Annotated in this window: 21 protein-coding genes and 1 riboswitch; of the genes, 15 read left to right on the top strand and 6 right to left on the bottom strand. The window is 70.1% G+C overall.

Going from position 1 to position 21,541, the window contains the following annotated elements; all coding sequences use genetic code 11:
* Positions 1-167 precede the first annotated feature (167 nt).
* The 4 genes from E6A21_RS12035 to pabB are packed head-to-tail and all read left to right on the top strand — an operon-like array spanning position 168 to position 4,320.
* On the top strand, positions 168-989 hold the full coding sequence (locus E6A21_RS12035; RefSeq protein ID WP_138444401.1) for a methyltransferase domain-containing protein: 822 nt from the start codon (positions 168-170) through the stop codon (positions 987-989).
* 29 nt (positions 990-1,018) lie between these two features.
* Positions 1,019-1,639: a LysE family transporter gene (locus E6A21_RS12030; RefSeq protein WP_138444400.1), complete on the top strand. Its 621-nt coding sequence runs from the start codon at positions 1,019-1,021 to the stop codon at positions 1,637-1,639.
* Positions 1,640-1,684: 45 nt separating this feature from the next.
* Positions 1,685-2,218: a low molecular weight protein-tyrosine-phosphatase gene (locus tag E6A21_RS12025; protein ID WP_138444399.1), complete on the top strand. Its 534-nt coding sequence runs from the start codon at positions 1,685-1,687 to the stop codon at positions 2,216-2,218.
* Positions 2,215-4,320: an aminodeoxychorismate synthase component I gene (gene pabB, locus E6A21_RS12020; RefSeq protein ID WP_246036439.1), complete on the top strand. Its 2,106-nt coding sequence runs from the start codon at positions 2,215-2,217 to the stop codon at positions 4,318-4,320. Before E6A21_RS12025 ends, pabB begins: the two co-directional genes overlap by 4 nt.
* Here pabB and cls read toward each other — a convergent pair whose 3' ends face one another.
* Complete coding sequence (gene cls, locus E6A21_RS12015) at positions 4,321-5,790, bottom strand: cardiolipin synthase (RefSeq protein ID WP_138444398.1); 1,470 nt, start codon at positions 5,788-5,790, stop codon at positions 4,321-4,323.
* A 22-nt stretch (positions 5,791-5,812) separates the two neighbouring features.
* Between cls and E6A21_RS12010 the strand changes: the two genes are divergently transcribed.
* The 3 genes from E6A21_RS12010 (at position 5,813) to mmsB (ending at position 9,317) form a co-directional block, all read left to right on the top strand.
* The gene (locus E6A21_RS12010; protein ID WP_138444397.1) at positions 5,813-6,724 is read left to right on the top strand and encodes an aminodeoxychorismate lyase; all 912 of its coding nucleotides are present in this window, start codon (positions 5,813-5,815) and stop codon (positions 6,722-6,724) included.
* Positions 6,725-6,865: 141 nt separating this feature from the next.
* Complete coding sequence (locus tag E6A21_RS12005) at positions 6,866-8,386, top strand: CoA-acylating methylmalonate-semialdehyde dehydrogenase (RefSeq protein WP_138444396.1); 1,521 nt, start codon at positions 6,866-6,868, stop codon at positions 8,384-8,386.
* Between the two features lies 1 nt (position 8,387).
* A complete protein-coding gene (mmsB, locus tag E6A21_RS12000) occupies positions 8,388-9,317 on the top strand; it encodes a 3-hydroxyisobutyrate dehydrogenase (protein WP_138444395.1) in 930 nt (309 codons plus the stop codon).
* 278 nt (positions 9,318-9,595) lie between these two features.
* On the opposite strand, the gene E6A21_RS11995 is transcribed toward mmsB, so the two are convergent.
* Both E6A21_RS11995 and E6A21_RS11990 read right to left on the bottom strand, forming a co-directional pair.
* Positions 9,596-10,108 carry a MarR family winged helix-turn-helix transcriptional regulator gene (locus E6A21_RS11995; RefSeq protein WP_138444394.1) on the bottom strand — a complete coding sequence of 171 codons (513 nt, stop codon included), beginning with the start codon at positions 10,106-10,108 and terminating at the stop codon, positions 9,596-9,598.
* A 2-nt stretch (positions 10,109-10,110) separates the two neighbouring features.
* A complete protein-coding gene (locus E6A21_RS11990; protein ID WP_138444393.1) occupies positions 10,111-11,832 on the bottom strand; it encodes an AMP-binding protein in 1,722 nt (573 codons plus the stop codon).
* A gap of 144 nt (positions 11,833-11,976) precedes the next feature.
* Between E6A21_RS11990 and E6A21_RS11985 the strand changes: the two genes are divergently transcribed.
* From E6A21_RS11985 to E6A21_RS11970, 4 genes are all read left to right on the top strand, one after another.
* Positions 11,977-13,182, top strand: a complete 1,206-nt coding sequence (locus E6A21_RS11985; RefSeq protein ID WP_246036437.1) for an acyl-CoA dehydrogenase family protein — start codon at positions 11,977-11,979, stop codon at positions 13,180-13,182.
* A 79-nt stretch (positions 13,183-13,261) separates the two neighbouring features.
* On the top strand, positions 13,262-13,615 hold the full coding sequence (locus E6A21_RS11980) for a hypothetical protein (protein ID WP_138444392.1): 354 nt from the start codon (positions 13,262-13,264) through the stop codon (positions 13,613-13,615).
* Positions 13,616-13,714: 99 nt separating this feature from the next.
* Positions 13,715-14,926 (top strand): cobalamin-independent methionine synthase II family protein, encoded by a 1,212-nt coding sequence (locus E6A21_RS11975; protein WP_138444391.1) that lies wholly within the window; start codon positions 13,715-13,717, stop codon positions 14,924-14,926.
* A 14-nt stretch (positions 14,927-14,940) separates the two neighbouring features.
* On the top strand, positions 14,941-15,912 hold the full coding sequence (locus tag E6A21_RS11970; RefSeq protein WP_138444390.1) for an acyl-CoA thioesterase: 972 nt from the start codon (positions 14,941-14,943) through the stop codon (positions 15,910-15,912).
* 7 nt (positions 15,913-15,919) lie between these two features.
* Here the strand turns inward: E6A21_RS11970 and E6A21_RS11965 are convergent, their stop codons facing one another.
* Complete coding sequence (locus E6A21_RS11965; RefSeq protein ID WP_138444389.1) at positions 15,920-16,681, bottom strand: ABC transporter permease; 762 nt, start codon at positions 16,679-16,681, stop codon at positions 15,920-15,922.
* Positions 16,674-17,453, bottom strand: a complete 780-nt coding sequence (locus tag E6A21_RS11960; RefSeq protein WP_212745931.1) for an ABC transporter ATP-binding protein — start codon at positions 17,451-17,453, stop codon at positions 16,674-16,676. The genes E6A21_RS11965 and E6A21_RS11960 overlap by 8 nt, the downstream gene beginning before the upstream one ends.
* Before the next feature lie 173 nt (positions 17,454-17,626).
* A riboswitch (SAM riboswitch) is annotated at positions 17,627-17,769 on the top strand.
* A gap of 9 nt (positions 17,770-17,778) precedes the next feature.
* Here E6A21_RS11960 and E6A21_RS11955 point away from each other — a divergent pair.
* The 4 genes from E6A21_RS11955 to E6A21_RS11940 are packed head-to-tail and all read left to right on the top strand — an operon-like array spanning position 17,779 to position 20,291.
* A complete protein-coding gene (locus E6A21_RS11955) occupies positions 17,779-18,117 on the top strand; it encodes a DUF1737 domain-containing protein (RefSeq protein ID WP_138444388.1) in 339 nt (112 codons plus the stop codon).
* A complete protein-coding gene (locus E6A21_RS11950) occupies positions 18,114-18,530 on the top strand; it encodes a rhodanese-like domain-containing protein (RefSeq protein WP_138444387.1) in 417 nt (138 codons plus the stop codon). The genes E6A21_RS11955 and E6A21_RS11950 overlap by 4 nt, the downstream gene beginning before the upstream one ends.
* A 3-nt stretch (positions 18,531-18,533) precedes the next feature.
* The gene (locus E6A21_RS11945) at positions 18,534-19,736 is read left to right on the top strand and encodes an O-succinylhomoserine sulfhydrylase (RefSeq protein WP_138444386.1); all 1,203 of its coding nucleotides are present in this window, start codon (positions 18,534-18,536) and stop codon (positions 19,734-19,736) included.
* A gap of 48 nt (positions 19,737-19,784) precedes the next feature.
* Complete coding sequence (locus E6A21_RS11940; RefSeq protein WP_138444385.1) at positions 19,785-20,291, top strand: hypothetical protein; 507 nt, start codon at positions 19,785-19,787, stop codon at positions 20,289-20,291.
* 29 nt (positions 20,292-20,320) lie between these two features.
* Here E6A21_RS11940 and E6A21_RS11935 read toward each other — a convergent pair whose 3' ends face one another.
* The gene (locus tag E6A21_RS11935; protein WP_138444384.1) at positions 20,321-21,529 is read right to left on the bottom strand and encodes a glutamate--cysteine ligase; all 1,209 of its coding nucleotides are present in this window, start codon (positions 21,527-21,529) and stop codon (positions 20,321-20,323) included.
* Positions 21,530-21,541: the final 12 nt, after the last annotated feature.

Genomic DNA, 21,541 nt, shown 5'->3' with positions numbered 1-21,541 from the left:
CTCGGTCTGCAGAAAGGGCACCGTTGCCCGCCGCGTTTGCTTTTGCCTTTCAAGCGTAGGCAGGCAGTGTTCGGGTCTTTTCCCCGGAAGCGGTTTTCGTAGCCAAAATCACCCGCCTCTGTCGCGCCTGTCACCGGCGATGAGCGCATTTTGCGTAACGTTGTGCCATGGAAGGGCAGCAGACCACTCCCGAGGACGTCTACACCCACGGCCACCACGAGAGCGTGGTGCGCGCCCATGCGGCCCGCACGGCGGAGAACTCGGCCGCCTTCGTCCTCCCCCATCTCGTCCCAGGAGCCCGGGTGCTCGACGTCGGGTGCGGTCCCGGCAGCATCACGTGCGACTTCGCGGTGCTCGCCGCGCCGGGTGAGGTCGTCGGCGTCGACCGCTCCGAGGAGGTCATCGCCCAAGCGCGTGCGCTCGGCGAGGACCGCGGGATCGGCAACGTGAGGTTCGAGGCGGGCAATGTGTACGACCTCGACCTGGAGGATGAGACGTTCGACGTCGTCCACGCCCACCAGGTGCTCCAGCACCTCACGGATCCAGTCGCCGCCGTCCGCGAAATGCGTCGCGTGACCAAGCCCGGCGGCGTCGTCGCGGTCCGGGACGCAGACTTCCACGGAATGAGCTGGTACCCCGAGATCCCCGAGCTCTCCGAATGGATGGAGCTGTATCAGCGGATTGCCCGGCGCAACGGCGCCGAGCCCGACGCGGGGCGGCGGCTCGTGAGCTGGATGCAGGAAGCCGGCTTCACCGACGTCGCCCCCTCGAGCAGCAACTGGCTCTATGCGACGCCGCAGCTCCGCACGTGGCAGGCGCGCGTGTGGAGCGAGCGGGTGCTGCACTCGGCCTTCGCCGAGCAGGCCCTCGACTACGGCTTCGCCGACCGCGTGGACCTCGAGCGGATCGCCGCGGGCTGGCACCGCTGGGGTTCCTCGACGGACGGCTGGTTCCTGATCCCCAACGGGGAGGTCATCGGCCGGGCGTAGCGCCCTGAGAACAGCCCTAATCTTGAAACGTGCCTTTCTCGATCTGGGCTGCCCTCCTCGGTGCCTGCCTCCTCATCAGCTTCACGCCCGGCGCTGGCGCCATCAACACGATGAGCAACTCGCTGAATGCGGGCTTCCGCCGCGCCTTCTGGGGCATTCTCGGCCAGCAGGCCGCCCTCGTGGTGCACCTCGCGATCGTCGCGGCAGGCATCGGGGTGCTCGTCGCGAGCTCGCCCATCGCGTTCAACGTGATCCGCTACCTCGGAGCGGCCTACCTCGTCTATCTGGGCATACGGCAGATTCTCCGCCGGCCGGACGCGTCCGCCGCGGCCAGCGCGCCGCTCGTCAACGAGTCCGCACTGTCGATGGCCCAGCGCGGACTCTGGGTCAACCTGCTCAACCCCAAGGCGATTGTCTTCTTCCTCGCGTTCATCCCAGGCTTCGTGAAGCCCGAGCTCCCGCTGTGGAGCCAGTACCTCGTGATCGGAGCGACGATCGTTGGGGTCGACATCGTGGTGATGTGGTTCTTCTTCGCCCTCGCCGCCAAGAGCTTCCAGCGCTTCACCCGCAACGAGGGCGGGCAGAGGGTGCTCGACCGGATCTTCGGGTTGCTCTTCGTGGGCGTCGGCATCCTGCTCGCGGCCATCTAGCCTCCCGATTCCGGGCGGGCGCGCGGCTCACCCTATGCTTGATCCATGAACTCGACGGCGAGCCCCTACCGGATCATCACGGTCTGCACCGGGAACATCTGCCGCTCCCCCATGGCCGAGTTCATGCTCGCCGACGCGCTGCGTATGGCAGGCCTCGCGGATCGTGCTGTCGTGGACTCTGCGGGCACCACCAACTACGAGGCCGGCCGGCCGATCGATCCTCGTGCTGCACGCGTCCTCGACGCCCATGGGCTGCGTCCGGGCAAGCACGTGGCCCGGCAGTTCCAGCCCGAGTGGTACGGCGAGCGCGACCTCATCCTCGCGCTCGACATCGACCACTACGGCCACCTCCGCGAATTCGCGCCCGAGGGCATGGCCGAGAAGGTGCGCATGCTGCGCTCCTTCGACCCCGCCGTCGCCCACCTCGATCCGATGGACCAGGGCATCGAGGACCCGTGGTTCGGCGACCAGAGCGATTTCGAGTCCACTTGGCAGCTCGTCAACGCCGCCGTCCCGGGCATCGTCGAGCATGTGCGGCACGAGCTCACGCGCCGACCCCCTCTGCTCGCCGGGGCGTGACCCAGCAGCGCATTGCCCGCCCGAGCGTGATCGCCGTCGACGGCCGCTCGGGCGCGGGAAAGACGTCCCTCGCCGTCGAGCTCGCGGCGGCCCTGCGCGAGCACCGCACGGTCGCACTGGTCCACCTCGAAGACCTGTATCCGGGGTGGGATGGGCTCGCGCGCGGGATCGAGCGCTGTGCTGCCGACGTCCTCGCCCCGCTCCGGCGCGGTGAGCCCGCCCGCTGGCGCGCCTGGGACTGGCTCGCCGGGGCCGAAGGCGAAGAGCGGGTGACAGAGCCTGCCGAGATCGTGGTGCTCGAGGGCGTCGGGGCTGGTGCGAAGCAGCTCCGAGGCGTCGGGGACGCGGTCGTCTGGGTCGAGGCCCCCGCCGGCGAGCGGCGCCGTCGCGCGCTCGAGCGCGACGGCGAGACGTACGCGCCGCACTGGGAGCGCTGGGCCGCGCAGGAGGACGCGTGGCTCGCGGCCGACGACGTCGCTGCCGCCGCCGCGGTCACGGTCGCCTCCTCCGCAGGGACTCCCCGCCCCGAGCAGACGACCCGCCGCGTGCTCGACGCGCTGGCAGAGGTCCCGGCCCTCCGCGAGGCGCTCGCCCCGGAACGTGCCGAGCGTGACTCCGCGGCCGTCGTCGTCAGGCGGATCACCGCCGCTCCCGAGCCGAGCGCGCTCTTCGACGCCATGTACGGCGAGGCGGCGCACGCCGTCTGGCTGGACTCGTCCGACCGGCCCAGTTCCCCCGGTGCTTCGGCCCCCGGCGCGGGGGCCCGGAACCGCTTCAGCATCATGGCCGACGACGGCGGCCTCCTCGGGCGCCGGCTGGCCCACAGCGACGGCGTCACGAGCGTGACGTTCGGCCCCCAGACACCCACGCCCGCGACCGCACGCTTCGACCAGCCGTTCTTCCGCTGGCTGGACGGCTCGTGGGCCCACGGCGGGGAGCCTGCACCCCCGGGCCTCGAGTGCGGGTTCGCGCTCGGCTGGCTCGGCTACCTCGGCTACGAGCTCAAGCGCGAATGCGGCGGCAATGACGTGAGCGCCGCCTCCGCGGACGGCCTCGGCATGCCCGACGCCCAGCTCGTCCACGCGGCCCGCGCCGTCGTCCTGGACCACGAGCGCGAGGAGGCGTGGCTGCTCGCCCTCGCGGCGCCCGACGCCGACGCATGGCTCGACGAAGCCGCGCGCCTCGTGCGCGGCGCCGCCTCCGGGGCTCGCGAGAAGCCCCTTCGGCTCCCCGCCGCGCCCGCCTTCTCGGCACGGGACGACGGCGCCGCGTACCGGGACAGGGTCCGTGCCGCGAAGGCCGAGATCACCGAGGGGACAACCTACGAGGTCTGCCTCACGACCGCCCTCCGGGCGACCGTGGCGGCCGCGGAGCTCGACGCGTGGGCCGTGTACCAGGCCTTGCGGCGGCGGAGCCCCGCGCCGTTCGCCGCCTTCGCCCGCTTCGGTACCGCCGCCATCGCGAGCAGCTCCCCCGAGCGCTTCCTGAGCATCGCGGACGACGGCGGGCTGCGCGCCGAGCCGATCAAGGGCACCCGGCGCCGAGCGCCCGGAGTGCTTCCTGACGAGGACGCCCTCGTCCGCGCCGAACTCGCGGGCAATGCCAAGGACCGCGCCGAGAACCTCATGATCGTGGACCTGCTCCGCAACGACCTGAGCCACTTCGCCGTCCCCGGATCGGTCACGGTGGCCCGGCTCTTCGCCGTCGAAACCTACGCCACGGTCCACCAGCTCGTCAGCACGGTCGAGGCGAAGCTCCGCCCCGGCGCCTCCCGGGCCGAGGCCGTCGCGGCCGCCTTCCCGCCCGGGTCCATGACCGGGGCGCCGAAGATCAGCACCATGGACATCCTTGACCGGCTCGAAGGGGCGCCGCGCGGCGTCTACTCGGGTGCGATCGGCTACTTCTCGCGCACGGGCGCGGCGGACCTCAGCGTCGTGATCCGCACCCTCATCGTCGCGGCGAACGAGGACGGCACCGCGAGGCTCTCGCTCGGGGTGGGCGGCGCCGTCGTCGCCGACTCCGACCCAGACGCCGAGCACGACGAGATCCGCGCCAAATCGTTCGCGGTCCTCAGCACCCTCGGCGCGACGTTCCCCGAGTGATCACTGCACCGTTGCGGTGAGGCGCGCGACGTTGTCCACGTAGCGGCTGAGGAGCGAGCGCTGCCGCCACGTGTGGAGGTCGACGGGCAGGCTGATCTTGCGGTACATGTCCTCGACCCGGCGCATCTGCGCGACGATGCTCGCCCCGGGCAGCATGAGCGAGACCTCCATGTTGAGGGAGAACGAGCGCATGTCCATGTTGGACGAGCCGAGGACGGCGACGTCGTCGTCGACGGTGAAGTGCTTGGCGTGGAGGACGTACGGCTTCGGGTAGCGGTAGATCTTCACCCCGGCGGCAAGCAGCACCTCGTAGTAGGACTGCTGGGCGTGATGGACGAGGAACTGGTCGCCCTGCTCGGACACGAACAGCTCGACGTCGACCCCGCGCTGCGCCGCCGTCGTCACCGCGTAGAGGAGCGAATCGTCGGGCACGAAATACGGGCTGCAGATGGACAGCCGGTGCTGCGCCGAGTAGATGAGCGTGTTGAAGAGGCGGAGGTTGTTCTCGTTCGCGAAGGCGGGGCCGCTCGGGACGACCTGCGCCGCCATCTCCCCGACGGGCTCGGGCGGCTCCATCTGCTCGCCCAGGAGCTGGCCGGTCTCGCTCAGCCAGTCCGTCGCGAAGACGACATTGAGGGTCGTCACAGCCGGTCCGTCGAGCCGCGCCATGAGCTCGACCCACTTGCGGCCTACCCGGCGGTGCCGCGGGTTCCGGTACGAGCGCTCGATGAGGTTGAGCGATCCGGTGAAAGCGACCTCGCCGTCGATCACGAGGATCTTGCGGTGGTTGCGCAGATCCGGACGCCGCCAGTGGCCCAGGAGCGGAAGGAGCGGGAGCATCCGCTGCCACTGGATCTTGGAGGCGCCCAACCGCCGCAGCAGGCCACGGTAGCCGTGGATCCGTGCCGTTCCGATGTGGTCGAACAGCAGCCGGACCTCGACCCCTCGCTCCGCCGCCTCCTCGAGCGCAGTGAAGAGCTCGTCCGTCACCTCGTCCGAGCTCATGATGTAGAACTCTGCGTTGACGAACCGCTGGGCGCCCCGCACGGCTTCCGCCATCTCGGCGAGCGCGTCCTCGTAGCCGGGGATGAGCCGGACGGTGTTCCCGTTGACCATGGGCAGCGAACCGAGGTGCCGGTTGAGCGCGGCCGCCGAATGAAGCCACTCGGCCCCCGGGAAGCGAGTGTCGACGTCGTCGGACCTCGCAAGCGTTGCGCGCACCCGGTTGTCGACCTCCTGCTGCTGCTCACGGCGCTTCCGGGACACCCGGAAGTTGCCGAACATGAGGAACAGCAGGAGCCCGACCGTGGGGATGACGAAGATGGCGAGCAGCCACGCCATGGCGGTCGTCGGGCGCCGGTTGCCGGGGATGATGCCGAGGACGGCGACCCGGATCACGAGGTCGATGACCGCAACGAAAAACGTTGCCCAGTCCGGCAGGACGCCGATGAGAGGCAGCTGGAAGAGCATGGGCACAGCCTAAGCTGTCCCCATGACTCAGACCGTGCTCGTCTTCCTCGACCCCACCCACCCCGACGGTCGTGTCGAGGACGCCGGAAGGCCCACGCTCTCTGCGACCGATCTTGGGGTGACCCGCGGCGACGGCATCTTCGAGACGCTCCTCGTGCTCGACGGCCACGTCCGCAAGCTCCCTGCGCACCTCTCGCGGCTCGGCTCGAGCGCGCGCATGCTCGAGCTCGCGATCCCCGGGCACGAGGCCTGGGAGCGCGCGATCGCTACCGCGCTGGCGGAGTACCAGCGGACGGTGGGGGTGCTCGACGAGGTCGTCGTGCGGCTCGTGGCCACGCGCGGCGTGGAGGGCGAGCATGTGCCGACGTGCTGGGTTGCGGCCTTCGCCCCAGCGCAGTCCGCGAGGCGGCAGCGCGAGGAGGGCGTCGACGCCATCCTCCTCGACCGCGGCTACGATTCCGACCTTGCCGAAAGGGCGCCCTGGCTCCTGCTCGGCGCGAAGACGCTCAGCTACGCCGTCAACATGGCCGCGCTCCGCTACGCGCACGCCCAGGGCGCCGACGACGTCATCTTCACCTCCTCCGACGGCCGGGTGCTCGAGGGCCCCACCTCGACGGTTCTGGTCGCCCACGCGGAAACGGACGACGGCGGCCGCATCACCGCCAAGAGGCTCGTCACCCCCCAGCTCGATTCCGGGATCCTCCCGGGCACCTCGCAGGGGGCGCTCTTCGCCGCCGCGAAGGAGGCGGGGTGGGAGCTCGGCTACGGCCCGCTCGAGCCTGAGGACCTGTTCGACGCCGACGCCCTCTGGCTCATCTCCTCGGTGCGGCTCCTCACGCCGGTGAACCACCTCGACGGCAAGGCCATCGGCGAGCCTGCGCTCGTCAAGGCCCTGACCGAGGAACTCGCGGGGCTCTTCGACGCCATCGCGTAGTCGGTCCGCTCTCTCCGACGGGCCCCCGCCCGGGCCCGCCCCCTGCCTCTGGAACTTAGTTGGAAGTCCGAGTATCTTCGAACCTAGATCCCGAAGAGACGTGGATCACAATCCGGACCGGATGCAAAGGAGCGTTCCGTCATGGTGCAAGAGTCCTCCAACACGGTCTACGACCTTTCCCACTACGTCGGTGGGCAGCGAGTCGAGGGCACCTCAGGACGCTTCGGGGACATCTTCGACCCGTGCAGAGGCAGGGTGCAGGGCAGGGTCCCCCTGGCCAGTGCGGACGAGGTCCGGGGCGCCATCGCGAGCGCCGAGAAGGGCCAGGCCGAATGGGCCGCGCTCAATCCGCAGCGGCGAGGCAGGATCCTCCTCAGGTTCGTCGACCTCGTCAACGCCAACCTCGACGAGCTCGCCGAGCTGCTCTCACGCGAGCACGGCAAGACCCTCGCCGATGCCCGGAGCGACGTCCAACGCGGCATCGAGGTCGTCGAGTTCTCGGCCGGCGCGCCGCACCTCCTCAAGGGAGAGTTCTCCGACAGCGTGGGCCAAGGCCTCGACGTCCACTCGCTCCGCCAGCCCCTCGGCGTCGTCGCCGGCATCGCGCCGTTCAACTTCCCCGCGATGATTCCGCTGTGGCAGTGCGGCCCGGCGCTCGCCGCAGGCAACGCCTTCATCCTCAAGCCCTCGGAACGGGACCCTTCGGTGCCCCTGCGGCTCGCGGAGCTCTTCACCGAGGCCGGGCTGCCCGACGGCGTCTTCAACGTGGTGAACGGCGACAAAGAGGCCGTGGACACGCTCCTCGAGGACCCGCGCGTCAAAGCCATCGGCTTCGTGGGCTCCACGCCGATCGCCCAGTACATCTACGCGACCGCCGCCGCGCACGGCAAGCGGGCCCAGTGCTTCGGCGGCGCCAAGAACCACATGGTGATCATGCCGGACGCGGACCTCGACATGGCCGCGGACGCCCTCATCGGTGCCGCGTATGGCTCCGCCGGCGAGCGCTGCATGGCGATCTCTGTCGCGGTGCCCGTCGGAGAGGAGACGGGCGACCGTCTCATCGCGGCACTCGAAAGCCGCATCCAAGGCCTGACCGTGGGCCCGAGCCTCGACAAGGGCTCCGACTTCGGGCCTGTCGTGACGCCCGCGGCCAAGGAGCGGATCGAGGACTACATCGCGGCGGGCGTCGAGGAGGGCGCAACCCTCGTGGCCGACGGCCGCGGCGCGGCGGTGGACGGCTTCGAAGACGGCTTCTGGGTCGGCGCAACCCTCTTCGACCGGGTCACGCCGGAAATGAGCATCTACCGCGACGAGATCTTCGGGCCCGTGCTGAGCGTCGTCCGCGCCGAGGACTACGAGGACGCCCTCCGGCTCTGCAGCGAGAACCCGTACGGCAACGGCGTCGCCATCTTCACGCGCGACGGCGACTCCGCCCGGGACTTCGCGAGCCGCGTCGAAGTGGGGATGGTCGGGGTCAACGTTCCGATCCCTGTGCCGATCGCCTACTACACGTTCGGCGGCTGGAAGGCCTCCGGCTTCGGGGACCTCAACCAGCACGGGCCCGACGCCTTCCGCTTCTACACGAAGACCAAGACCGTGACGAGCCGCTGGCCCTCCGGGATCCGCCAGGGCGCCCACTTCGTGATGCCGGAAGGAAGCTGACATGAGCGAGAACGGAGTCGCGAGCGGGCGGATCGCCTTCCTCGGCCTCGGCCACATGGGCGCCCCGATGGCGGCCAACCTCGTCAAGGCCGGGAAGAAGGTGATCGGCTTCGACCCGTTCCCTGCGGCCGCCGAAGCTGCCCGCGCCCTGGGGGTCGAGGTCGCGGGGTCCGCGGCCGAAGCGGCGGAGGGCGCCGCCGTCGTCCTCACGATGCTGCAGACCGGCCAACAGGTCCTGGACGTCTACCGCGGCGGTGAGGGAAACCCCGGCCTGCTGGCGAACGCAACTCCGGGGACGCTGTTCCTCGACTGCTCGACGATCAACGTCGCCGAGGCCCGTGAGGCCGCGGAGACCGCGGTCCGCGCGGGGCACCGGTTCGTCGACGCGCCCGTCTCGGGCGGCGTCGTCGGGGCCGAGGCCGCGACTCTCACGTTCATGGTCGGAGGCGAGGACCAGGACTTCGCCGAGGTCGAGCCGCTTCTGGGCTTCATGGGCAAGCGGATTGTGCCTTGCGGCGGGCACGGCCTCGGCCAGGCGGCGAAGGTCTGCAACAACATGATCCTGGGCGTCTCCATGATCGCGGTGTCCGAGGCGTTCGTGCTTGGAGAGAAGCTCGGCCTCACCCATGAGGCGCTGTTCGACGTCGCCGCCCATGCCTCGGGACAGTGCTGGGCCCTCACGACGAACTGCCCGGTCCCCGGTCCTGTGCCCACGAGCCCTGCGAACCGGGACTACCAGCCGGGCTTCGCCGGCACGCTCATGGCCAAGGACCTCCGGCTCGCACTGCAGGCCATCGAACAGACTGGGGTCGCCGCGCAGATGGGCCCGCTCGCCTCGAGGATCTACGACGAATTTGCTGCGGGCGACGGCGCGCGGCGGGACTTCTCGGGCATCATCACCGATATCCGGGACCGCTCGTCACAGGACTAGCGAACCCTCCTCCACGACGTTTCGGGTACACCAACCCCCCACCCCCAACCAACTCGGGTACACCAACCCCCCACCCCCAACCAACTCGGGTACACCAACCCCCCACCCCCAACCAACTCGGGTACACCAACCCCCACCTCGACAGAGTCAGCACAAAATGATGATTCTGGTGGGCGCCCCGTAGCCCTACCCGAACAACCCCAGACCGGCATAGCCGTACCCGAAACGACGCAGGGAGGGATTAGCTGTACCCGAAACGGATTGGGGGCGCGGGCGCGTCAGGTGGGGTCGGCGAAGTCTCCCGCCCGCCGCCGGAAGCCGCGCAGGACCCGGATGAGCTGCTCGACGTCGTCGTCCGTGAAGCCCGACTGCGCGAAGACCTCCGAGTTGAGTGCCGCCGTCGCCTTCTGGACGAGGGAGCGGCCTTCGGTGGTGAGCCGGACGAGCGTGGTGCGCCCATCCGTCGGGTGCCGCGAGCGCTGGACGAGCCGGGCACCCTGGAGGCGGTCGACGGCGTTGGTCACCGAAGTCGGGTGCACCTGCAGGAGGGCGCTGGCCCGGCTCATCGGAAGCTCGCCTCCGCGCGCGAAGCTCAGGAGCGCGAGCAGCTCGTAGCGGGCGAACGTGAGGCCGAACGGCTTCAGCACCTCTTCGATGCGGCCGAGCAGGATCTGCTGGGTCCGCATGATGGCCGTGATCGCGGCCATGGGCGCGGCGACCTCGCCCCATCCGCGGCGCTCCCAATTGCGCTGTGCGTCGGCGATGGGATCGCGCGGGAGCGGGGCGCCCACCGTCACTCCTTCAGGCTGGGGAAGTCGGCCTCGGAGTACTCGACACCGGTGGCACCCGAGCCGTCGGAGTGCCGCGCCTCCTCGCTGTGGCGGAGCTCGACACGGCGGATCTTCCCCGAGATGGTCTTGGGCAGCTCGCGGAACTCGATCCGGCGGATCCGCTTGAACGGCGCGAGGTGTTCGCGGCAGTACCGCAGGATCTCCTCCGCGAGCTCCGGCGCGGCCGCATACCCCGGTGCGAGCACCACGAAGGCCTTCGGCACCGAGAGCCGGACGGGGTCCGGCGACGGCACGACGGCGGCCTCCGCCACGGCGGGATGCTCGATGAGCACGCTCTCGAGCTCGAACGGCGAGAGGCGGTAGTCCGAGGACTTGAAGACGTCGTCGCCGCGACCCACGTAGGTGATGACGCCGTCGGCGTCCCTCCGTGCCATATCGCCCGTGTGGTAGTAGCCGCCGCGGAACGCCTCCGCGGTCCGCTCGGGGTCGCCGTGGTACCCGGCCATAAGCCCCACGGGCCGAGGATCGAGGCGGAGGCAGATCTCGCCGTCGTCGCCCTCCTCGCCTGTCGCGGGGTCGACGAGGACGACGTCGTAGCCGGGCAGCGGGCGTCCCATTGCGCCGGCGGTGACGGGCTGGCCAGGCGTGTTGGCGACCTGGACGGTGGTCTCGGTCTGGCCGAAGCCGTCGCGGATCGTGAGGCCCCACGCCCGCTCGACCTGCTCGATGACCTCGGCGTTGAGCGGCTCCCCTGCAGAGACGGCCTTCCGGGGTGGGGTGGCGAGCCGCGCGAGGTCGGACTGGATCAGCATGCGCCACACGGTCGGCGGCGCGCAGAAGCTCGTGACCCCGTGCCGGCCCATGCTGTCGAGGAGAGCCTCCGCGTCGAAGCGCTCGTAGTTGTAGATGAAGACCGTGGCCTCGGCGATCCACGGCGCGAACACGTTCGACCACGCGTGCTTCGCCCAGCCCGGCGAGGCGACGTTGAGATGCACGTCGCCGGGCTCGAGCCCGATCCAGTACATCGTCGAGAGGTGGCCGACGGGGTACGAGGTGTGCGTGTGCTCGACGAGCTTCGGCTTCGACGTGGTACCGGACGTGAAGTACAGCAGGAGGGTCTCGTCCCCGCCCGTCGGACCGTCCGGAACGAAGTCCGGGCTCCCCTGCGCCGCCCCGCTGTAGTCGAGGACGCGGGGCCCCCCGCCGTCCACCGCCGCAGGGCCAACCCGGATGAGCGTGCAGTCGCCCTCGATGTCGTCGAACTTGCCGACGTGGGCGGAGCCGACGGCGGCCCACCGGGCGGCCCCGCGCTCGACCCGGTCGCGAAGGTCCCGCGGCCCCATGAGGGTCGTGGTCGGGATCATGACGACGCCAAGCCGGATGCACGCGAGAATGAGCTCCCACAGCTCGACCTGATTGCCGAGCATGATGATCATGTGGTCGCCGCGCCGCACGCCCTGCTCGCGAAGCCAGGAGGCGACTCGACGCGAGCTTTCCGAGAGCTCGGCGAAGGTCCTCCGTGTTGACGTGCCGTCCTGCTCGACGATCACGAGGGCTGGCGCAGTGCCGCGCTCGGGATCGACGGCGAGGTGGTCGAACCAGTCGGACGCGAAGTTGAATTGAGAAAGCCGTGGCCATCGGAACTCGTCGTGGGCCCGCGCGTAGTCTTCGCGCAGGGCCAGGAGCCGGTCTCGCGCCGTCCGGAAGTCGTCGGTGACTGTCATGCTGCGCCTCTCGCCCCGCTCGGGCTCGTCGTCGGGCCCGGCCTAGTGATGCACGTCACCTTGAAATATACTAGGACGTCCAACGGTTCGGAAGACTGCTCCCTGCCTCACGAGGGCCGGAGCCGATCACGGAGAGGGCCACCCATGCTCGAGACTCCATCACCGCTTGAAGCCGCCACTCGCCCGCCCGCCCCGCCGTTCCCGGACGCCGACGTCCTCCACGTCGTCGACCTCCTCCCTCCGGAGGACCGGCGCCGCTATCACGCCGCGCGCGACTATCTCCAGAACGTCATCAGGCCAGCGAGCATCGAGTACTGGAACAACGAGGAGTTCCCCCACGAGTTTCTTCCCGGGCTCGCGGACGCTGGCCTCGCGCGGCTCCAGACGGACGGCACGTCCGCGCTCTTCAAGGGCCTCATGTACACGGAAGTGGCCCGGGCGGATGTCTCGCTCTCGGCGCTCGTCGGCATCCACAACGAGCTGATCCTCGGCATGATCGCCTCCCTCGGGTCCGAAGAGCAGAAGCGGCGCTGGATCGGCCCCCTCGAGAGCTTCACGGCGCTCGGCGCCTTCGCGCTCACCGAGCCGGAGCACGGCTCGGACATCGCGGGCGGACTCGCGACAACGGCACGGCACGACGGCGGGGAGTGGGTCCTCAACGGGGCCAAGCGCTGGATCGGCAGTGGGACGATCGCCGATTTCGCGCTCGTGTGGGCGCGCGACGTGGAGGACCACGAGATCAAGGGGTTCATCGTCGAGACCGAGCGCACGGGCTTCAGTGCCCGGAAGATTGCGCACAAGATCGGCCTGCGGCTCATCCAGAACGCCGACATCACGCTCGACGAGGTGCGCGTGCCCGAGGCGAACCGGCTGCCCGGGGCCACCCGGTTCGCGCGGACGAACGAGCTCCTCCGCGACTCGCGTGCCTGGGTGGGCTGGCAGGCGGCGGGCATCCAGCTCGCGGCGTTCGACGTCGCGCGCGCGTATGCTCTCGACCGGCTGCAGTTCGGCCGCGAGCTGGCCTCGTTCCAGCTCGTGCAGCAGCAGCTCTCCGAGATCCTGGGGAACGCCCAGGCCTCGCTTTCGCTCATGCTCGAGATCGCGCGGCTCCAGCAGGCGGGACGCCTCGAGATGGTGCAGGCGGCGATGGCGAAGGGGACGACGACGCGCCTCGCCCGGGCCTCGGTGGCCCTCGGACGGTCGTTGCTCGGCGGGAACGGGATCTCGAGCGACTTCGAGATGGCAAAGCTGTTCGGGGACGCCGAGGTGCTCTACACGTACGAGGGCAGCTACGAGATCAATTCGCTCATCGTGGGGCGGGCTGTGACCGGGAAGTCCGCCTTCGTGTGAGACTCGCCCGGCTGCGTCCCTCTCAGCCGAGGGCGGACTGAGCTGGCGCCCTCCGGCGTCGTATGCCTACGGTTCCCCTATGGACCCGAGCGAAGCGACCGAGACCCAGCCGAGCCAGCACGATCCGTCGAGCCAGCCCAATCCGTCGGGCCAGCCCGTCGCCCCGGCCGAGCCGGCCGACACGGACACCCCCGTCTACGGCGACGACCCCGGACTGGCCGAGGGCTACAACCAGGACGAGGGCTACGGCCACAACCAGGAGTCGATGCTCCTGCACAGCCCCCACCCGAACGGGGAGGCAAAGGAGCCGCCGCATCGCGAGCGGCGCCGGCGCGGCAGCGGGATCGGACTCGGCACGGCGGGGGCCGCCGGCATCCCGTCGGAGAGCGGCGGCCACACGCAGACGGGTTTCGGGGACGAGGACCGCGACTAGTCCGCCCTGTGGGGGGGACGGGGCGGGATCCAGGGGCCCGGTTGGCTTAACCCGCCGTAACCCGCGAATTCCGTCGGCGTGATGGGCCAGACTGGCCCCATGCACAACACGGACTCCATTCAGACGACGCACGCCGGTTCCCTGCCCCGCTCGCCCGAGCTTCTCGCGGCGAACGCGGCGATGACGGAGAACCCGGAGGACCCGGCGGCGTTCGAGGAGCTGCTCGCGGGCTCGGTGAAGGACGTCGTCGCTCGCCAGCGCGAGGCGGGCATCACGTTCCCGAACGACGGCGAGTACGGCCACACGATGTCGAACTCGGTGGACTACGGCGCGTGGTGGAACTATTCGTTCTCGCGGCTGGGCGGCCTCACTCCCGGGGGCGTCGACCGCTGGCAGAGCACGGACAAGGTCCGCTCGGAGCCGGGCAGGATCCGCCTCACGAGCATGCGGGACCGTCGCGACCGTGTGCGGTTCGACGAGGCGTACAACGATCCGAACTCCTTCATCCTCACGGGCCGCAAGCCGGTCCCACAGCCTTCCGTGACCGGGCCGATCACGTACACGGGGCACGAGGCGGTCCAGCGCGACATCGCGCACCTCAAGGCGGCGCTTGCCGCGAACGGCTTCGAGACCGGCTTCCTCCCGGCCCTCTCCCCGGGCTCGGCGTCCCGGATCGCGAATGAGTACTACAAGAGCGACGAGGAGCTCGTGTACGCGTGCGCCGACGCGATGCGCGAGGAGTACAGGGCCATCGTCGAAGCCGGACTCACCGTGCAGATCGACGATCCCTCGATCGCCGAGAACTGGGACATGATCAACCCGGAGCCGACCGTCGAGGACTACCTCGCGTTCACCCAGCTCCGCGTCGAGGCCCTCAACTACGCGATCCGCGACCTGCCGCAGGAGCAGATCCGCTTCCACCTGTGCTGGGGATCGTGGCACGGCCCGCACACCACGGATCTCCCGTTCGCGGACCTCGCACAGACGATGCTCTCGATCAATGCCGGCTCGTACTCGTTCGAGGCCGCGAACGCGCGCCACGAGCACGAGTGGAAGGTCTGGCGCGACCTCACGCTCCCCGAGGAGAAGGCCGTGGTGCCGGGCGTCGTCTCGCACGCGACGAACGTCGTCGAGCACCCCGAGCTCGTCGCGGACCGCATCGAGCGCTTCGCCCAGATCCTGGGCCGCGAGCGCGTGATCGCCTCGACGGACTGCGGCCTCGGCGGCCGCGTCCACCCGCAGATCGCGTGGGCGAAGCTCGAGTCGCTCTCCGAGGGCGCGCGGATCGCCACCGAGCGGCTCTGGGGCTGAGCGAGGACGACGGCGTGACCCAGCCAGCGAGCAATTCCGTCACCCTCCGCTTCCTGGCCGCGCCGACCGACGTCGGGCACTCCGGCTCGGTCGACGCCGGCACCGTCCTCGAATGGGTCGACAAGGCCGCGTACGCGGCAGCGGTCGGCTGGTCGAAGACCTACGCGGTGACGGCGTACGTCGGGAACATCCACTTCGCCGACCCGGTGAACGTGGGCGACATGGTCGAGGTCACGGCCACGATCGTCTACACGGGTCGGACGTCGATGCACATCAGCACCGTCGTCTCCTCGGGCGATCCGAGGGGCGGCACGCCCACGATGCGCAGCCAGTGCCTCGTCATCTTCGTCGCGGTCGGCGCGGACGGGAAGCCCGTCGAAGTGCCGAAGTTCGTGCCGGGAACCGACGCGGAGCGCGAGGCCGAGGCGCACGCGATTGCGCGGATCCGGGTCCGCGACGAGATCGCCGAGTCGATGGGCCGTCAGGTCTACACGGACGAGGGCACGGCCGAGCGCGTCGTCCTCCGCTTCCTCGCCGCGCCGACCGACGTCAACTGGGGAGGGAAGGTCCACGGCGGAACGGTCATGAAGTGGATCGACGAAGCGGCGTACGTCTGCTCGGCGAGGTATTCGGGCCAGGACACCGTGGCTGTCTTCTCCGGCGGCGTCCGCTTCTACCGGCCCCTGCTGATCGGCGACGTCGTCGAGGTCGAGGCACGCCTCGTGTACACGGGAAACAAGGGGATGCACATCGCGGTCCACGTGCGCTCGGGCAGTCCGAAGGGCGGCGGACTGCACCTCACGACCTACTGCCTCACGGTCATGGTGGCGCGCGACGATAGCGGGACAGCCCGTCCCGTCACGCCGTGGGCGCCGGTCTCGGACGAGGACCGGAGACTGTGGTCGCACGCCCGCGAGCTCCTCGAGATCCGCGGACGCGCCCCGGGCAACCGCCTGCCGAACCACCTGCTGGAGGCGCGGAGCTAGCGGAGCCTCACTGCGGCTCCCATCGGAACCAGCGGATGCCGATCCAGGCGAAGACCACGATGTACCCGATCGACGCGATGATGCCCTCCGTCTGGTCGGTGCCCCAGGCTGAGGCGTTCAGGACCGCAGAGAACAGGTTGATGAGGGCCCCGACGGGCGTCCACGAGGCGAAGCTCTTGAAGTCGTCGCCAAGGATGCCTGTCGAGCCGAGGATGCCGGTGAGGATCAGCAGGATGAACAGGACCCTCCCGACCGCGTTGACTGCCGTCGCGTTCTTGACGAGGCCCACGATCGCCTGGCCGATGCTCAGGAAGACGACGGCGCCGAGCAGCGAGACGGCGAACATGAGGAGGTAGACGCCGAACGAGAAGCTCGTGTTGTGCATGATGCTGCCGACGATCATGACGATGACGGACACGATCAGGTTTGCCGCGAGCTGCACTGCGAGCCGGCTCGCCATGATGGCCCAGGTCGGCGTGGGGGTGACCCGAAGCCGCTGGAAGACGCCTGCCTCCCGGTCGCGCGCCACGGTGATCGAGTAGCCGATGAGCGCCGAGGACAGCAGGCCGTAGGTGAGCGCCATGCCGATGAGGAAGCCCGGGTTTCCGAGCCGGCCGCCGCGGTTGGTCACGATGAGGATCAGGATCGGCACGGCGAGATTGAGGACGAAGGCCTGCCTGCTGCGCATCAGCACGGTGGCGTCTGCACGCAGGAGGGATCGCAGGGTCAGCCCGATCTGCGGCGCAGCGGGCACGGTTGTCTCAGTCACGGATGGCACTTCCTGTCAGCCCGATGAAGACATCTTCCAACGTCACGTCGCCCCGGGCGACGGCGCGCACTCGCGGATCGTCCCGGTGCATGGCAACGAGGTCCCTCGGGGCGCCCAAGGCCTGGAGCCGACCGTGGTCGATGATGGCCACCCGGTCGCACACCGATTGGGCCTCCTCCATGGAATGGGTCGTGAGGAGGATGCTCCCGCCGCCCTGCCGGGACCGCTCGATACGGTCCCACAGCTGGCGTCGGGACTGCGGGTCGAGTCCCGCTGTCGGCTCGTCGAGGAGCAGGATCGGCGGGTTGTGGATCGAGGCGACCATGAGCGAGAAGCGCTGCTGCTGGCCGCCCGAGAGCTTCTTGAACGGCTTCGAGAGCTCCTGCTCGAGGCCCACGTCCGCGAGCCGTTCCCGGAGCTGCCTCTGCGGGAGGCTGAGCCCATAGAGCCCGGCATAGAGCCGCGCGATCTGCTCGATCGTGAGCTCAGACTGAAAGCTCGAGGCCTGGAGCTGGACGCCGAGCTTCGCCTTGACCGCGAGCGGCGCGCGCACTGTCTCCTCGCCGTCGACCGTCGCGTGGCCGCCGTCGGGCTTGCGGAGGCCCTCGATGACGCTCAGCGTCGTCGTCTTGCCCGCCCCGTTCGGGCCGAGGAGCCCGAAGATCTCGCCGCGCCGGATGGAGAAGCTCAGCCCGTCCACGGCCGTCTGCGAACCGTAGCGGACCACGAGTTCCTGCACCTCAAGAATAGTGGGCTGCTCTGCCTCACTCACCTGGGCTACCTCCGCGCCGTGTGTGGATTGCCTCCACGATGAGCATAGGCTGGTCGCCCGCGCCGGGCGGCATTCCCGGAGAACTAGCTTGGCGCGCGCCGGTTGCGCGGTGTTGCCAATCGTTACTGCCTCCCCGTGGCTGGCCCCGCCCTCGCATGCTACGTTCGACGCAGAGTAACGAGCGCCAGCGCGCGACGGCGGGGGGGTTCCCCCGCGCGGTCGCACTGCCCTGACTTGCTGGCCGGCAACCCTCCATCCGGCGGGGTGCCTCAGGTGACGACTCGGCAATTCGACCATCGATACGCAAGCCAGAAGGAGCCCGTCCATGTCCGACACTGCCACCGAGACGGGAGAGGCGGCCGCCACGCCGCTCAACGATCCCGCCGCACCTGCGAACGCCTCTGAGGCGCGCCTCGCCTATCGTCTCCTCACAGGGCCGGACACCCGCGAGTTCTGCGCCCGCATCTCCCAGGCGCTTGCCGAAGGCTACGTCCTCCATGGGAGCCCCACCGCAACGTTCAACGGCACCGACGTGATCGTCGCGCAGGCCGTGATCCTTCCACACGCCGTCGCGCGGGCGGACGCAGCGGTGGCCTCCGCCGTCGACGAGCTCGCCGAGGGCGTCGACCGGAACGGCGAGTACGACGGCGAGGGCCACGCGTGAGCCTCTACGCCGGCGACATCACGCCGGAGCAGGCCTGGGACAAGCTGAAGTCGGGCGCCGCCGTCCTCGTCGACGTCCGCACCGAGGAGGAGTGGGCCCACATCGGCATCCCCGACACACGACAGACGGACAACGATCCGCTCTTCATCCCCTGGGTGTTCTCGGGCGGGATCCCCAACCCGGACTTCGTCATGGAGCTTGAGCTCCAGGGCCCCGAGGACCGAGACACCGAGCTGCTGTTCCTGTGCCGCTCCGGCCAGCGCTCGGCGGCGGCCGCGGCCGCCGCGACGAACCTCGGCTTCAGGGCGTACAACGTGCTCGAGGGGTTCGAGGGCGTGCCCGGGCCCGACGGGCAGCGGAACGTGAACGGATGGAAGAACCGGGGCCTCCCCACGAACGTAGGACAAGAGTAGTCAGTGACCTTCAACATCGACGCCGCCAGCTGGAGCGAAGACACCCAGGCTGTACGCGGCGGGCTTGACCGCAGCAACTTTCAGGAGACGTCGGAGGCGTTGTTCCTCAACTCCGGCTTCGTGTACGAATCGGCGGAGGCGGCCGAACGCGCGTTCACGGGCGAGGACGAGCGCTTCGTCTACTCCCGTTACGGCAACCCGACGGTGGCCACCTTCCAGGAGCGGCTGCGGCTGCTCGAGGGAACCGAGGCCTGCTTCGCGACGGCCTCCGGCATGTCCGCCGTTTTCACGGCGCTCGGAGCCCTGCTCGGGGCCGGCGACCGCGTGGTCGCGGCGCGCAGCCTCTTCGGCTCATGCTTCGTGATCCTGAACGAGATCCTCCCCCGCTGGGGAGTCGAGACCGTCTTCGTCGACGGCCCGGACATCGAGCAGTGGCGGGAGGCCCTCTCAGTTCCCACGACGGCCGTCTTCTTCGAGTCGCCGTCCAACCCCATGCAGGAGCTCGTCGACATCCAGGCGGTCGCGGACCTCGCGCACTCCGCCGGGGCGACCGTCGTCGTCGACAACGTCTTCGCGACCCCGCTCCTGCAGCGCAGCCTCGACTTCGGCGCCGATGTCGTCGTGTACTCGGGCACCAAGCACATCGACGGCCAGGGGCGCGTGCTCGGCGGCGCGATCCTGGGGACCAAGGACTTCGTCGACGGCCCGGTCAAGCAGCTCATGCGGCACACCGGGCCGGCCCTGAGCCCGTTCAACGCGTGGGTGCTCACGAAGGGGCTCGAGACGATGGGCCTTCGGGTGCGGCATTCGTCCGCGAACGCCCTCGCGATTGCGGAATGGCTCGAGGCGCAGCCGGAGGTGAGCTGGGTCAAGTACCCGCACCTCAGGTCGCACCCGCAGTACGAGCTTGCGCGGAAGCAGATGAGCGCCGGCGGCACCGTCCTGACGTTCGAGCTCAACGCGGGCGACGGCGAGGGCAAGGGCGCCGCTTTCCGGTTCCTGAACGGCCTGCGCATCATCGACATCTCGAACAACCTCGGCGACTCCAAGTCGCTCGTGACCCATCCCGCGACGACGACCCACCGGGCCATGGGCCCCGAGGGCCGGGCGGCGATCGGTCTGGGCGACGGCGTCCTCCGGCTCAGCGTCGGCCTCGAGGACGTGGGCGATCTCATCGGGGATCTCGAGCGGGCCCTGCACGGCTGAGAATGGGACAGCTGAGGATGCTCAGCTGAGGACGGGGCAGGTGGCGGCGTGGCGGTGCGGTTGAGGCGTTTCGAGCTCGTGCTCAGTTCGTCGCTGGCCGCCGACGAGGCGTGGTCCCGGATCCTCGACCTGCGCGCCCATGACCGGCTCGTTCCGTTCACCCACATCACTCGGGGCATGGTCCCCGCGGCCGAGCTGCGCCCCGGCCACGAGTTCGTCGCGTGCACGATGGTCGGCCGTGTCGGCTTCCGGGGGCGCCGCCTGGGGTTCGACGATGTCATGACCTTCGAGGACGTCGAGCGTCCCGACGGGGAGCGGCCAGGACGGGCGCGGATCGTGAAGTCGGGCAAGCTCGTGCGCGGCCGGATCGAGGTCACCGTGAGCCCGGGGCGCGCGGGCGGCGCGGGTCGCGCGGAGCGGACGACGGCGGGCTCGACCGTGCGGTGGGTACAGGACTTCGGGCTGGCCCGCTTCCCGGCCGTCGTGGGACTCGCGGCGTTCGCCATCGCTCGGATCGGCTACCCCGCGACGCTCAGGCGCCTGCTGCGAGGCTAAGCACCGCCCGCTAAGCACCGCCCCGGGGGCTAGGCGCTCAGCGTTCCCGGCGCGCGCCGGACGACCTGCAGGGTGGCACGGCCACCGTCGTCCCATGTGCCCTCTCGGGACACCGTCTGCTCGATCGCCAGGCGAACCGCCGCGCCCAGATCCCGGCCCTGGACCGGTGTGCCTTGAGCCTGAGTGCCTTGGGCCGGTGTGCCTTGGGCCTGAGTGCCTTGGGCCGCCCTGCGCTGGGCTGTGGCGCCCGTACCACGGGCGAGCAGCTCGGCGAGGGCCTGTTCCGCGCGGCGGAGCTCGCCGGCCTCCCTGAGCAGCGCGGCCACGTGGCCGACGAGGGCATCGACCGCGTCGGCAGCAGGGACCGGGAGCGACGTGACGGGGTGGACGAGGTCGCCGTCGAGGCCGGACCGGCTCGCGCGCCAGGCGGCGAGCCGCAGGAGGGCGACGGGCGTGGCCAAGGGGGCAACGCCGTCGGACGCCTCCCGAGCCGCCGTCTCCACGAGGGCGCGCACGAGGATCGCGACGAGCGCGGAGTCCGAGGCGAGGAGCGGCACGTCGGCGACCCGCACCTCCACCGTGGGGTGGAGGCGCGAGAGCCGAGCGTCGAAGTAGGCCATTCCCTCGTCGAGGATCGCGCCGGTCGCGACCATTGCGTCGATGCGCTGCCGGTACGCGCCGGCGTCGCCGTAGAGCTCCTGCGGCCCTGAGGAGGGCCACCGGTTCCACGCCTGGGTCCGGTAGCTCGCATAGCCGGTGTCGTCGCCGAACCAGTAGGGCGAGTTGCCCGTGAGTGCGATCAGGAGGGGCAGCCACTCGCGGACCCGGTCGAGGATGGCGACGCCCTCGTCCGGCGACTGGACCGCGACGTGCACGTGGAGGCCACACGTGAGCTGCTCGCGCGCGATCAGCCCGAACTCGCGGTCCATGCGGGCGAACCGCTCGTTCGGGGTGAGGGAGCTCGCGACCTCGAGGGGCGAGGTCGCGAGCGCGGCGATCCGGCCTCCACACGCCCGCGCGGCCCGGTCGGCGACCGTGCGCCCGTTGTAGAGGGCGCCGAGGAGCTCGTCGTGCTCCTGGCACGGGACCGTCTGGACTTCGACCTGCTCGAGCTTGAACTCGTGGGACATGTCCTGTGGCCGGCCGGCCACGGCCAGCATCCGGTCCGCGAGGGCAAGAGCTCTGCCCGAGTGGGGGTCCACCACGAGCAGCTCTTCCTCTACCCCAAAGGTGCGCATTACGTCATTGTG

It is taken from the genome of Sinomonas susongensis, assembly GCF_005877005.1.
Lineage (GTDB): Bacteria > Actinomycetota > Actinomycetes > Actinomycetales > Micrococcaceae > Sinomonas > Sinomonas susongensis.
This window is presented reverse-complemented; position numbering and strand designations above follow the sequence as displayed.